The sequence below is a fragment of the Wukongibacter baidiensis genome (genome assembly GCF_050888315.1).
Classification (GTDB): domain Bacteria; phylum Bacillota; class Clostridia; order Peptostreptococcales; family Caminicellaceae; genus Wukongibacter; species Wukongibacter baidiensis.
The window spans coordinates 4,217,190-4,229,990 of the sequence record NZ_CP138202.1; the positions used below are offsets into that span (position 1 = coordinate 4,217,190).

Sequence of the window (12,801 nt, forward strand, 5' to 3'; positions counted from 1 at the left end):
CCAAAATCATATTTGAAAAATTCTCTCTCTCCTATTATCTCTATTATTGACTAATTTACGAAAAATATACAAAAATTAAATATAAAATAATGAAAATTTATTCAGAATAGTAGGAGGAGAATAGAAAAAAATGTCGAATAATAATAAGATGAATAGTATAATGGTAGATTGGCATCACAGTACATTAGCATACGAATTGTGATTAAATTTTAATCGTGATTTGAAAAAACATTAACAAAGTGACGAAAAAAATTTTTAATATACTTGTCTAAATATTCATTGTATTATAAAATTTTATATGGAGTTAAATTTAAGGATAAAGAAAGATTCCTATGTAATATCTGAAACTAATTTTTTTTATGTATATATAATACGATAAAGAACTCACATTTTTCGTAAGTTATATAGATGAGGAGATAATAAATAATATGAAAAACGGTAAATATAAGATGTATGAAAACCTAGCTTTTGTAAGTCAAATTGGACTGATGATGGCTATACCTATAGTGTTATCGGTGTTTATTGGAAACTATATAGATGAGAAGCTAGGCACAGGAAGCATTTTTCTTTTGATATTCATAGGGCTTGGAGTTGCTTCTTCGTTTTTAAATCTTTATAAAATTATGAATAGGCTATTAAATAAAAGGAAGTGACATGATTGAATGCAACCTATGAAGTAGAGATAAAGGTTATTAAAAGAGTTCTTGTTATAATGGTTGGTCTGATTATAATTGCTTTTTTCGCTTCGGATGACCCTAAGGCTTGGGCTCTTGGATACATATTTGGAGGTTTGATAGGCATATTAAATTTCATCCATCTCGGGAAGACTATTGAGATGGCAGTTACTATGAACCCAGCAAAGGCTCAGGCCTATACATCCTCAAGGTATATGCTGAGGTATCTTACCACTGGTGTTGTTATCGCAATTTCTCTAAAGGCTGACTATTTAAATGGGTTAGCAGTAATTATTGGCCTGCTTTTAGTGAAATTTGTTATATTTTCAATACATGTTTTTAGTAGTAAGGAGTATTTTAAAAGAATTTTCAAGAGAAGGGAGGACGACTAATGAATAGTGGTTTTGGACCTTATAAAGTTATTGAGCTACCAGGAGGGATTATAATTTCTCAAACAGTAACGGTTACATGGTTTATAATGCTTGTACTTGCTGTTTTTGCATATGTTGCTACGAAGAAATTTGATAAGATTCCTGGCAAGTTCCAGAATTTTGTAGAGATTCTAGTAGAGTCTATTTACAACTTGACGAAGCAAACCATGGGAGATGACAAGGTTAGATTTGCACCATATATGGGAACTCTGTTACTCTTTATTGGAATATCAAATGTTTCTGGTTTGTTTGGTTTAAGGCCACCGACTGCTGATGTTAATACAACATTTGCGCTTTCAATTATGACCTTTATTATGGTTCAGTATAATGGTGCTAAATCAAAGGGTATTAAAGACCATATGAAGGGATTTTTAGAGCCAATGCCATTTTTATTACCACTTAACATTATAGGAGAGCTTGCTAATCCTGTATCTCTAGCCTTCCGTTTATTTGGTAATGTAGTTGGCGGAGTGATTATCATGGTGCTTCTGTATAATGCACTTGGATCTATAAGTGGCGCATTAGGTATGGCTATACCTATATTCCAAGTAGGTGTACCTGCTGTATTACATATGTATTTTGACCTTTTTGCAGGCTTACTACAATCATTTATTTTCACAATGTTAACAATGGTATTTATATCTATGGCTATGGATTAATTTATCGCTATAGATTTTCCTCAAATCAGTGTTGAACCATGAAGGAGGAGTGCAGCGTGAACTTTATTGAAAAGTTCTTTGAATGGTTATTAACCTTCGATAAACAAACTTTGATTTATGCTGCCTCGGCTATTGGTGCAGGCCTTGCCATGATAGCTGGTATTGGACCAGGTATTGGACAAGGTTACGCAGCCGGAAAGGGTGCTGAGGCTGTAGGCGTCAACCCTAAGGGTGCAAAGCAATCTACAATGATTATGCTCTTAGGTGCCGCAGTTGCGGAGACATCAGGTATATTAGCTCTAGTAGTAGCTATTATACTATTATATGGAAATCCAATAATCAAACTTAATGGAGCAGTAATTATTTTAGCTGCCTCAGCTATTGGTGCAGGATTCTCCATGATAGCTGGTATCGGACCAGGTATTGGTCAGGGATATGCAGCAGGAAAGGCTACTGAAGCAGTAGGAAGAAGACCTAAGCTATATTCTTCAATAGTAAGAACTATGTTTTTAGGTCAAGCCGTAGCTCAGACTACAGGTATTTATGCTTTGATAATTGCTTTAGTATTAATGTTTGCAAATCCATTTATCAAATAATATTGTGTTTTAACAAAATTAATGAATTTCAAGAATGATTATTCAAAGGAGGAAGTAGAATGAATGGTACTGATTTAATTAAAGCAGCTTCAGCAATTGGCGCAGGTTTAGCTATGATAGCAGGTATAGGACCTGGGATTGGTCAGGGTTATGCAGCAGGTAAAGGTGCAGAAGGTGTTGGAAGACAGCCTGAAGCTCAAGGTGATATAGTAAGAACTATGCTTCTTGGTGCAGCAGTTGCAGAGACAACTGGTATCTACGGGTTAATCGTAGCATTGATTCTTTTATTTGCTAACCCATTTTTCTAAAATATCATATGAGTGGACGGAGATGGAGAGCCATCTCCTGTTTTGAGATTCTCCGATAAAGAATAGCCGACATTATCTGTTGGTTAGCCATAATATTCGGTTTGTAAAGGAGGCGTCTAAATGGAAGGTTTGAAGCTTGGATTAGTTGAAATTAACTGGAACTTTGCGTTTCAGATAGCTAATACACTTATACTGTTCTTCATTCTTAAAAAGCTTCTATTCAAACCAGTTTCTGAGTTCATGGAAAATAGAAAGGCTGAAATTGAAGGTTCTATCAAGCAGGCTGAAGCAAAGAATGAAGAAGCTGAAAAGTATAAGAGCGAGTACGTTTCAAAGATTGAAACTTCTGAGGAAGAAGGAAGACAGATAATAAGAGATGCTGCTAAGAGAGCTGAAGTAAGAGCTAGTGAGATTATCAAAGCAGCAGAAAAAGAAGCTATGGAAATTAAGCAAAGAGCAGAGCTTGACATAGAAAGAGAAAAGGAAAAGGCAATCAATCTACTTAAGGATGATATTGCTTCCTTGGCTATGTTAGCGGCTTCTAAGGTAGTTAATGAAGAGCTTAATGAAGGTAAGCATAATGCCCTGGTAAGAAAGTTTATAGATGAGGTAGGGGAAACAAGATGGCAAAATTAGTATCGAGAACTTACTCAGAAGCCTTATTTGAAGTGGCGTTAGAGGAAAACAAGGTTGATTTGTTTCTAGATGAAATTAGCTTTGTAGCAGATACTTTTAAATTGCATCCTGAGTTCTTTGAAATCTTTAAAACTCCGCTAGTTAGAGTTGATGAAAAGAAGAAGATAATGGAAGAAGTATTTGGCGACAAGCTAAGTCAAGAAATGAATAACTTTCTTAAAATAGTAATCGACAAAAGAAGAGGCCATTTTATACAGCAGATAAAATCAGAATACATAAAGAGAGTGGATCAGCATAAGGGCATAGTTAATGCTGTGGCAATAACCGCTGTTCCTTTAACTGAAGAAGATAAGACAACACTTCGAAATAAGCTATCTGTATTAACTGGTAAAGATGTTAAGCTTTCAAATGACATTGATGAAAATGTAATCGGTGGAATTTTAGTAAAAATAGGTGACAAGGTCATAGATGGAACGATAAAAGGTAGACTTGAGGAAATGAAGGAAAGTCTATCACAAATCATAGTGTAAGAGTTACAGGCAGTTTAAGTAGAATAAATGTTAAGGAAAGATGTAGAAGACTTCATTATTTCCCCAAGATTTATTTGAAATTCTAGTGCTGCGTATCTATAAGTGATAGGGGTGATTAGACCATGAATCTTAGACCTGAAGAAATAAGTTCTGTGATTAAGGCACAGATTAAAAGATATGAAAGTAAACTTGAATCAAAGGATGTAGGTACAATAATTCAAGTTGGTGACGGTATTGCAAGAATACATGGACTTGAAAAATGTATGGCAGGAGAACTTCTGGAGTTTCCAGGCGAAGTTTACGGTATGGTACTTAACCTAGAGGAAGACAATGTTGCTGCCGTATTACTTGGCTCTGACCAGAACATTAAAGAGGGCGATACTGTAAAGCGTACTGAAAGAATAGTTGAGGTTCCTGTTGGTGAATCAATGATAGGTAGAGTTGTTAATGCCTTAGGACAACCAATCGATGGAAAGGGACCAATAAAGACTGATAAGTTTAGACCGATAGAAGCTGAGGCTCCTGGTGTTATAGACAGAAAATCGGTTCATCAGCCGCTGCAAACTGGTATCAAAGCTATTGACTCGATGATTCCTATAGGTAGAGGACAGAGAGAGCTTATTATCGGTGACAGACAGACAGGTAAGACTGCTGTTTGTATAGATACTATTCTAAACCAAAAAGAAGAGAACGTAATTTGTATATATGTTGCCATAGGGCAAAAGAAATCTACCGTAGCACAGCTTGTTAAAACTCTAGAAGAGAATGGTGCAATGGACTATACTATGATTGTTTCTGCTTCTGCAAGTGAAGCGGCTCCACTTCAGTATATTGCTCCGTTTGCTGGTTGTGCAATGGGAGAAGAATTCATGTACCAAGGTAAAGATGTACTGATAATGTATGATGACTTATCTAAGCATGCCGTTGCATATCGTGCTATGTCACTATTACTTCGTCGTCCACCGGGACGTGAAGCTTATCCTGGTGATGTATTCTACCTACATAGTAGATTACTTGAGAGAGCTGCGAAGCTAAGTGATGAGCTTGGTGGAGGTTCAATAACTGCGCTACCTCTTATCGAAACCCAAGCAGGTGACGTTTCAGCATACATACCTACAAACGTTATATCTATCACTGATGGTCAGATATATCTTGAGGTTGAACTATTCAACTCTGGACAAAGACCAGCGGTTAATGCAGGTATATCAGTATCCCGTGTTGGTGGGGATGCACAAATAAAGGCTATGAAAAAGGTTGCAGGTAAAATCAAGCTTGAACTTGCTCAATATAGAGAACTAGCTGCCTTCGCTCAGTTTGGTTCTGAACTTGATAAGGATACAAAGGATAGACTTGATCAAGGGCAGAGATTAATGGAAATATTAAAGCAGCCTCAATATAAGCCAATTAGAGTAGAAGACCAAGTTATGATTATTTATGCTGCAGTTAATAAATATCTAAAGGAAATAGAAGTTGAAGCCTTAGGACGTTATGAAGCAGAGTTCATAGAGTTTATGAAGAATAATCATGCGGACGTTGGTTCTACAATAAGACAAACTGGTAAACTTGAAGATGATACTGAAAATAAACTTAAGTCAGCCATAGAAGAATTCAATAAGCTATTCATTGAAAGAGAAAAGGAAAGATAATTAGATTTTAAATAATATCATCTTTATACAACCTTGCCGCAGGAGGTGAAGGTAGATGGCAGGAATGGGAATGCGCGATATAAAGCGTAGGATAAAAAGTGTAAATAGTACTAAACAAATTACTAATGCCATGAAGCTTGTATCTACTGCTAAATTAAAGAGAACAAGAGACCGTTTTGAAAGAGTAAAGCCATATTTTCAGACTGTTAATGAAACGATACAGGGAATACTAGGAAGTGCTAATAATATTGAGCATCAATATATTAGCGAACGTGAAATCAAAAAAAGTCTATATATAGTTATTACATCTGATAGAGGTCTATGCGGTGGATACAATATCAATGCCATAAAGAAGGCGTTAGAGGATATAGAAGAGAAAGAAAAGGCCAGTTTCATAGTGATTGGACAAAAAGCTAAAGGCTACTTTTCTAAGAGGAATCACGAGATAATAGGTGAGTATCTACAGATATCTGAAAAACCAGAATATAGAAATGCTAAGGACATCGGAAGATTGGCCCTTCAGTTATATAAAGACGGTGAAATAGATGAAATAAAACTTGTATATACTGAGTTTGCAAGCACTATATCTCAAGTTCCACAGAGACTCAAGCTTTTACCAGTATCGAAACAAGATGAGGAACAAGCTGAGGAAAAGGAATTTAAGTATGTTTCATATGAACCTTCTCCAGGAGCGGTATTAGACTATTTGATTCCTAAATATATTGAAAGTACTATATTTGGTGCATTGGTTGAGTCGGCTGCCAGTGAACAGGCTGCTAGAAGACTAGCTATGGAAAGTGCAACAGATAATGCTGAAGAAATGATCGCAAATCTGACATTATCATTTAACCAAGCACGTCAGGCTGCTATCACTCAAGAGATTTCAGAAATCGTTGGTGGTGCAGAAGCGCTTAAGTAGTTTATAGTTCTAAGTGATAAGTTCTAAGAAAAAGGCCCAGAGGAATGACTAGGGTTGTTGGAACTTGGGGCTTGGAAGTTGGAACTTTGATGAAAGGATGTGAAATCAGTATGGCCCAAAACGTTGGAAAGGTAGTACAGATCATAGGACCTGTTGTAGACGTTAGATTTGAAAATGAAAATCTGCCTGAAATTTTGAATGCCATAGAGATTAATTTTAATAATAAAAGCCTTATAGTTGAGGTTGCTCAGCATATAGGTGATAATACAGTAAGATGTGTTGCTATGTCATCAACTGATGGTTTAGTAAGAGGTGTAGACGCTGTTGATAGTGGAGCACCTATTGCAGTTCCAGTAGGAGCGGTAACGCTTGGACGTATATATAACGTGCTTGGAAAGGCTATAGATGCTAAACCAGATCCTGAGGGTTGTGAAAAATGGCCTATCCATAGAGAAGCACCTGCTTTTGAAGAACAGGAAACATCTGCTGAAATCCTTGAAACTGGTATCAAGGTAGTTGACCTTATAGCACCATATGCTAAGGGTGGTAAGATCGGTCTATTTGGTGGTGCCGGTGTTGGAAAGACGGTTCTTATACAAGAGCTTATCAACAATATCGCAAAGGAACACGGTGGACTTTCAGTATTTGCCGGTGTTGGTGAGAGAACAAGAGAAGGTAATGACCTTTATCATGAAATGATAGAGTCAGGAGTTATTGAAAAAACTGCAATGGTATTTGGACAGATGAATGAGCCTCCTGGAGCAAGAATGCGTGTTGCTCTTACTGGACTTACTATGGCGGAATACTTTAGAGATACAGAGGGTAGAGACGTTCTACTGTTCGTTGATAATATATTCAGATTTACACAAGCCGGTTCAGAGGTTTCAGCACTACTTGGACGTATGCCAAGTGCCGTTGGTTATCAGCCTACACTTGCTACTGACATGGGAGCTCTTCAAGAGAGAATTACATCAACTAAGAAGGGTTCTATCACATCGGTACAAGCTGTATATGTACCTGCCGATGACTTAACTGACCCTGCTCCAGCAACAACATTTACGCATCTTGATGCGCAAACGGTTTTATCAAGGGAGATATCTAACCTTGGTATATATCCAGCCGTTGATCCACTAGACTCTAACTCAAGGATGTTATCACCAGATATAGTTGGAGAAGAGCATTACCAAGTATCTCGTGGAGTTCAAGAGATACTACAAAGATATAAGGAATTACAAGATATAATTGCTATACTTGGTATGGATGAACTTTCTGATGAAGATAAGTTAGTTGTTTCAAGAGCAAGAAAGATTCAGAGATTCTTGTCGCAACCATTCCACGTTGCTGAGCAATTTACAGGAACCCCAGGAAAATACGTACCAATCAAGGAAACTATAAGAGGATTTAAGGAAATCCTAGAAGGTAAGCACGATGACCTTCCGGAATCAGCTTTCCTTTATGTTGGTACGATTGAAGAAGCTGTGGATAAGGCTAAGAAAAACGGATAACAGATCGTAACCTGCCACCGTTTTTATTGGAGGTGAACAAATGGCATCGACTTTCCACCTGGAAATAGTTACTCCTGACAGAAAATTCTATGAAGATGAAGTTAATATGGCTACAGTTAGGACGGTAGAAGGAGACATAGGTATCCTTAGAGATCATGTTCCTACGGTAGCACCTTTATCAATAGGTGTAATTAAAATAAAAAAAGATGGTAAGATTATAAAGGCCACTTGTGCTGGAGGCTTTGTAAGTATTGACGAAGACAGAGCTACTATTATTACCGATGCAGCAGAATGGCCAGAGGAAATTGATGTAGAGAGAGCTGAAGCTGCAATGAAAAGAGCTGAAGAGAGACTTAATGAAAAGACTACTGACATAGACTTTCTAAGAGCTCAAGCTGCTCTCAATAAGGCATTAAATAGACTTAGAGTTTCAAAAGGTGAATAAAAGAGATCCCGAGACGATTGTTTCGGGATCTCTTTTGTTATCTTAGTATCCTATTACCCCTTACCTTAGAATTTTCCTTAAACAAATTGAAAAAGGATGTATATTAATAAATTAATATGACAATACTTTTAATGAAAGAGGATAGAGTGTAGCACAAAATATGATTTTAAGTCCCCCTTTGCATATTTTGTAGCTGTATCTCTTCCTTTTATTATTTAAGCCCAGATTAAATATAGAAAATTGAAGTTTTCTATGAAAAATTTGGGTCAAGTACTTGTCATTAGTGCTTAATACTGAGTGGGGTGAGGGTGGATGAATAAGCAATTATTCATATATATTTTTATTTTTATAATAAGCATATCTATTGTATTTGGCAATCCAATGGAAAGTATGAAGCCAGAAGATGTTGTAAATACAACATATACGGAGTCGGAAGCAGAGCTGGATCATATAAACATTAATAGTTATGTGATACTTAATGATAAGTTTTTAACTATTGACAAAGTCAGTGAAATATGTAATGATATTTCAGAAAAGCTTGAAATGAAAGATACTATTATAACAAAAGAGAGTAGTGAAGAATTTTGCGAGATTAGATTAAGTGGGACTATAGATTCAGAAATAAAAGGAACTATTATCTTGCAAAGCTCTAAGTTTCAAGACTTTCAAGAAAGCAGTATAGTGGTAGACATAATTGAGACCAGAGAAGAGTATGATTTATCTCAGTTATGTGATAAAATCAGAGAGATACTAAAGAGTTATGGCAAGGTTAACTTAAATATTAATTTAGCAGCTTACTATGATGGTGTGATTGACAATAGGAATCTTAAAAAGACGATTGATAGAGCATTTAAAGAAATAGATGCTAATGAGGTTGAAGGTATAGAAAATGACGATCTAATCAGTATAACAGGATATACACCAGCATTAGAAGAAAGTTTAAGCTATTGTGGAAAAAAGGTAAATATTAATATGGCTGCTAGATATAACAGTTATGAGGACAAGACCTACATATTTATAGGAACACCGTTAATTGTCGTAGAATACTAAAAGTAGAAAATGAAGCCGAAGCTTGTAGGTTGAGTGATATCAAGCCCGAACTCAGGGGTCATCAATAGTCTCAAAAAACCACGATGAAGGATAAGTATTAAAAGCTTATCTTGACTATCAGTGTTGATTGCCAATATCGATTATTTCACTAGAAGCTATTAAGAGATATGCTAAGCTGTGATTCGAAAGGTAGACATAAGACTTGGTGGAAATTTAAGGAAAATGCATTTATTTTGAAATTTAGGCAGGGAAAATCGAAAAAATGTAGAAGTAATATTGTGGAGTATTTTTAGGTTTTTGAGTCCTAAAAAGCTCAAACTATCATATTTATACTGTAATTAATGTTAATGAAATTATTCATAACAATTTAATAAAAGGAGGACCAGCATTGCCAAAGATTATTGTACGAAAAAGCGGCCCACTAAAAGGAACAGTGAAGATAAGCGGTGCAAAGAACTCTGTACTACCTATAATGGCGGCGTCCTTATTGGCGCAAGATAAGGTTATCTTAGAAGATATACCGGGCCTGAGGGATGTTGAGGTCATCAGTGAAGTTTTAACGTCGCTTGGTGCTGATGTTAAGAAACATGGAAATGGGATATTAGAGATAAATTCTAGTGGTATAGATAATTCTGAAGCTCCATATGATTTAATAAAAAAGATGAGGGCATCATTTTTAGTAATAGGACCATTACTTGCAAGGATGGGAAGAGCTAGGGTATCTCTTCCAGGCGGATGTGCTATAGGTGCTAGACCTATTGACTTGCATCTGAAGGGACTAAGTGCATTAGGAGCAAAAATCGATTTAGGACACGGATATGTTGAAGCACAAGCTGATAAGTTAGTAGGCGATAAGATATACCTAGACTTCCCAAGTGTAGGAGCTACTGAAAATATAATGATGGCAGCTACTATGGCTGAGGGACAAACAATAATACAAAATGCAGCAGAAGAGCCTGAAATAGTAGACTTAGCAAACTTCCTGAATAGCATGGGAGCAAAGGTAAGGGGAGCAGGAACTGACACAATTAAGATCCAGGGTGTTAAAGCGCTAGGGGGAACAAGACATACTGTAATTCCTGATAGAATAGAGGCTGGTACATATATGGTAGCGGCTGCTATAACAGGTGGGGATGTTACTATAAAAAATGCACTTCCGGACCACCTAAAGCCAATGATAGCAAAGCTTAAGGAATGTGGAGTAGATATCTACGAAAACGGAGATCAAATAAGGGTAAATGCTTCAAATGGAATTACTGCAGTAGATTTAAAAACTTTACCTTATCCTGGATTCCCTACGGATATGCAATCTCAGTTTATGACACTATTAAGCGTTGCAAATGGTACAAGTGTAATCAATGAAACTGTATTTGAGAACAGATTTATGCATGTAAGTGAATTAGCTAGAATGGGAGCTAACATAAAGATAGAAGGCCATACTGCAGTTGTGCAAGGTGTTAATACCCTTGAAGGAGCTCAGGTTAGAGCTACTGACCTCAGAGCTGGTGCAGCCCTTATCCTAGCAGGATTAGTTGCCGATGGCATAACTGAAATAGGAGATACACACCATATTGATAGAGGTTATGTTGAAATAGAGAGTAAACTAAGATCACTAGGTGCTAATATTGAAAGAATTGAATAAGAATATTTTGAAGGAACGGTTTTTAACCGTTCCTTTTTAGGTTGCCCAGAAACCTGAACCTCTTCGTTGTTGCTTCACCTAAAAACCCTTGCGTATGTCTTTATACGCTGCGGTCTTTTAGTCTCAGCACGCCTCGAACTTCAACTTTCTAGGTAGCCTACCATTTTGTTGACTTTGTCAAAAATCTTAAGAACGGTTAAAAACCGTTCCTTTTTATATGACCTAAAGCAATCTTTTGGGTCTTTTTTGTGTTTTTGTAGAAAATTTTGCCGATTTATTTTCTCGATCGATATATTTTTAAAATGTTTTGTCCTATTTCCTGGGAAATAAAGAAAATATGTCGCAGGTGAACCTAGAACTGACACAATGTGAGTTTATTTATATATATGACGACCTATGATAATCATACAATCAAGTATCTGTACCTTTAAAGAAAAAGTTGAATCTTTTCAAAATTACTTTGTACAAAAATTCTTATCATATTTCCCCCATAAGAACATAAAATGTAAGGAGCTTTATATGGACAAAGGGGGGAAAAGATGAAGAGTATTCTATATATGGTAATTGGAATAGTGCTCGTAACAATTATATTACCGATGTTGCTAATATTTAGCTGTGATATATCTCCGCCAGATATTGATAATGTAGAGGAAATACCGGGAGAAACTATGATAAGGGTATATGTAAAAGAAACCCAAAGAGTCAAAGAAATTGAATTAGAAGAGTACGTAAAGGGTGTTGTAGCTAGTGAAATGCCAGCGGCTTTCGAAATAGATGCTTTAAAGGCTCAGGCTGTGGCAGCAAGGACTAAGGCTTTATATCAAAAGATAAAATACGGAGATAAAGGAAATCCAACACATCCCGGGGCAGAAGTTTGTAGCGATGTACACTGCCAAGTATATAGAAATGAAGAACAGCTTGAAAAGGTACATTCGAAGGAATGGATGAGAGATTTTTGGCCTAGGATTGAAAAAGCAGTGGAGGAAACAAAGGGCTTAGTGGCAACCTATGAGGGTAAGTTAATCGATCCGCTATATCATTCAACCAGTGGAGGAAAAACAGAAAATTCAGAGGATGTTTTTACCGCAATGGCACCTTATTTGAGAAGTGTTGAGAGTCCTTATGAGCAAGAATCCAAACATTTAGACAATGAAACTGTAGTATCTACAAGTGAGTTTATTACAAAAATAAACAATACATATAAAAGCTGTGCTTTGAGTATAGATAATATAGGCAATTCATTAAAGATACTACAAAGAAGTGAAGGCGATAGAGTAAGCAAGATAAAGGTAGGAAATGATACTTTGACTGGAAGAAATATTAGAGAGCTTTTTGGTTTGAAATCTGCAAACTTCAAGATAACAATATCTGGAGATAAAATGATATTTAAGACAAAAGGCTATGGTCATGGTGTGGGAATGAGCCAATATGGAGCAAATGGTATGGCTAAGGAAGGATATACATTTGAAGATATTTTGAAGCATTACTATCAAGGGGTAGATATAGAAGCCTATAAAAGATAGCAGGGGGTGTCTCATAATGGCGAATTTCTGCGTTATTTGAAATGTTCACCGACTTGGCACGTACGTCAGTACTAGACAAACCGTCGAAATTTCAAAACCTTGAACTTCACTCATTCTGAAACACCCTGGAGCTCAACTTATGAAAGGGCTTTATAAGACAGCCCCTTTTCACTCGAAAGCAGACCTTGAATTATAGTGAGATGTAAAATATTTAAATATATGTATTGTCCACCTCGA

The 12,801-nt window shown here is 36.4% G+C and carries 14 protein-coding genes and 1 pseudogene; all 15 read left to right on the plus strand.

Annotated features, from left to right (window positions below; translation table 11 throughout):
- Positions 1-428: 428 nt before the first annotated feature.
- The 15 genes and pseudogenes from R9X47_RS18960 to spoIID all read left to right on the plus strand — a co-directional run bounded on the left by R9X47_RS18960 (position 429) and on the right by spoIID (position 12,564).
- Positions 429-653, plus strand: a complete 225-nt coding sequence (locus R9X47_RS18960; protein ID WP_432662592.1) for an AtpZ/AtpI family protein — start codon at positions 429-431, stop codon at positions 651-653.
- A gap of 5 nt (positions 654-658) precedes the next feature.
- Entirely contained in the window at positions 659-1,066 is a 408-nt protein-coding gene (locus tag R9X47_RS18965) for an ATP synthase subunit I (protein ID WP_432662593.1), read from the plus strand.
- Entirely contained in the window at positions 1,066-1,764 is a 699-nt protein-coding gene (gene atpB, locus R9X47_RS18970) for a F0F1 ATP synthase subunit A (protein WP_432662594.1), read from the plus strand. The genes R9X47_RS18965 and atpB overlap by 1 nt, the downstream gene beginning before the upstream one ends.
- 149 nt (positions 1,765-1,913) lie before the next feature.
- Positions 1,914-2,024, plus strand: a pseudogene (locus R9X47_RS18975) (ATP synthase F0 subunit C); the annotation flags it as partial.
- A 138-nt stretch (positions 2,025-2,162) separates the two neighbouring features.
- Positions 2,163-2,360 carry an ATP synthase F0 subunit C gene (gene atpE, locus R9X47_RS18980; RefSeq protein ID WP_432667662.1) on the plus strand — a complete coding sequence of 66 codons (198 nt, stop codon included), beginning with the start codon at positions 2,163-2,165 and terminating at the stop codon, positions 2,358-2,360.
- Positions 2,361-2,419: 59 nt separating this feature from the next.
- Entirely contained in the window at positions 2,420-2,668 is a 249-nt protein-coding gene (gene atpE, locus R9X47_RS18985) for an ATP synthase F0 subunit C (RefSeq protein ID WP_432406986.1), read from the plus strand.
- Positions 2,669-2,788: 120 nt separating this feature from the next.
- The gene (gene atpF, locus R9X47_RS18990; RefSeq protein WP_432662595.1) at positions 2,789-3,304 is read left to right on the plus strand and encodes a F0F1 ATP synthase subunit B; all 516 of its coding nucleotides are present in this window, start codon (positions 2,789-2,791) and stop codon (positions 3,302-3,304) included.
- On the plus strand, positions 3,292-3,834 hold the full coding sequence (locus tag R9X47_RS18995; RefSeq protein ID WP_432662596.1) for a F0F1 ATP synthase subunit delta: 543 nt from the start codon (positions 3,292-3,294) through the stop codon (positions 3,832-3,834). The genes atpF and R9X47_RS18995 overlap by 13 nt, the downstream gene beginning before the upstream one ends.
- A gap of 122 nt (positions 3,835-3,956) precedes the next feature.
- Complete coding sequence (gene atpA / locus R9X47_RS19000) at positions 3,957-5,480, plus strand: F0F1 ATP synthase subunit alpha (protein ID WP_432662597.1); 1,524 nt, start codon at positions 3,957-3,959, stop codon at positions 5,478-5,480.
- Between the two features lie 55 nt (positions 5,481-5,535).
- Positions 5,536-6,399 carry an ATP synthase F1 subunit gamma gene (gene atpG, locus R9X47_RS19005; RefSeq protein ID WP_432662598.1) on the plus strand — a complete coding sequence of 288 codons (864 nt, stop codon included), beginning with the start codon at positions 5,536-5,538 and terminating at the stop codon, positions 6,397-6,399.
- A gap of 110 nt (positions 6,400-6,509) precedes the next feature.
- Positions 6,510-7,904: a F0F1 ATP synthase subunit beta gene (gene atpD / locus R9X47_RS19010; protein WP_432667664.1), complete on the plus strand. Its 1,395-nt coding sequence runs from the start codon at positions 6,510-6,512 to the stop codon at positions 7,902-7,904.
- Positions 7,905-7,944: 40 nt separating this feature from the next.
- Positions 7,945-8,349 (plus strand): F0F1 ATP synthase subunit epsilon, encoded by a 405-nt coding sequence (locus tag R9X47_RS19015; protein ID WP_432662599.1) that lies wholly within the window; start codon positions 7,945-7,947, stop codon positions 8,347-8,349.
- 312 nt (positions 8,350-8,661) lie between these two features.
- The gene (locus R9X47_RS19020) at positions 8,662-9,399 is read left to right on the plus strand and encodes a YwmB family TATA-box binding protein (RefSeq protein WP_432662600.1); all 738 of its coding nucleotides are present in this window, start codon (positions 8,662-8,664) and stop codon (positions 9,397-9,399) included.
- Positions 9,400-9,787: 388 nt separating this feature from the next.
- Positions 9,788-11,041, plus strand: coding sequence for a UDP-N-acetylglucosamine 1-carboxyvinyltransferase (murA, locus tag R9X47_RS19025; RefSeq protein WP_432662601.1), 1,254 nt, complete (start codon positions 9,788-9,790; stop codon positions 11,039-11,041).
- A gap of 539 nt (positions 11,042-11,580) precedes the next feature.
- Positions 11,581-12,564 (plus strand): stage II sporulation protein D, encoded by a 984-nt coding sequence (gene spoIID, locus R9X47_RS19030; RefSeq protein ID WP_432662602.1) that lies wholly within the window; start codon positions 11,581-11,583, stop codon positions 12,562-12,564.
- Positions 12,565-12,801 lie beyond the last annotated feature (237 nt).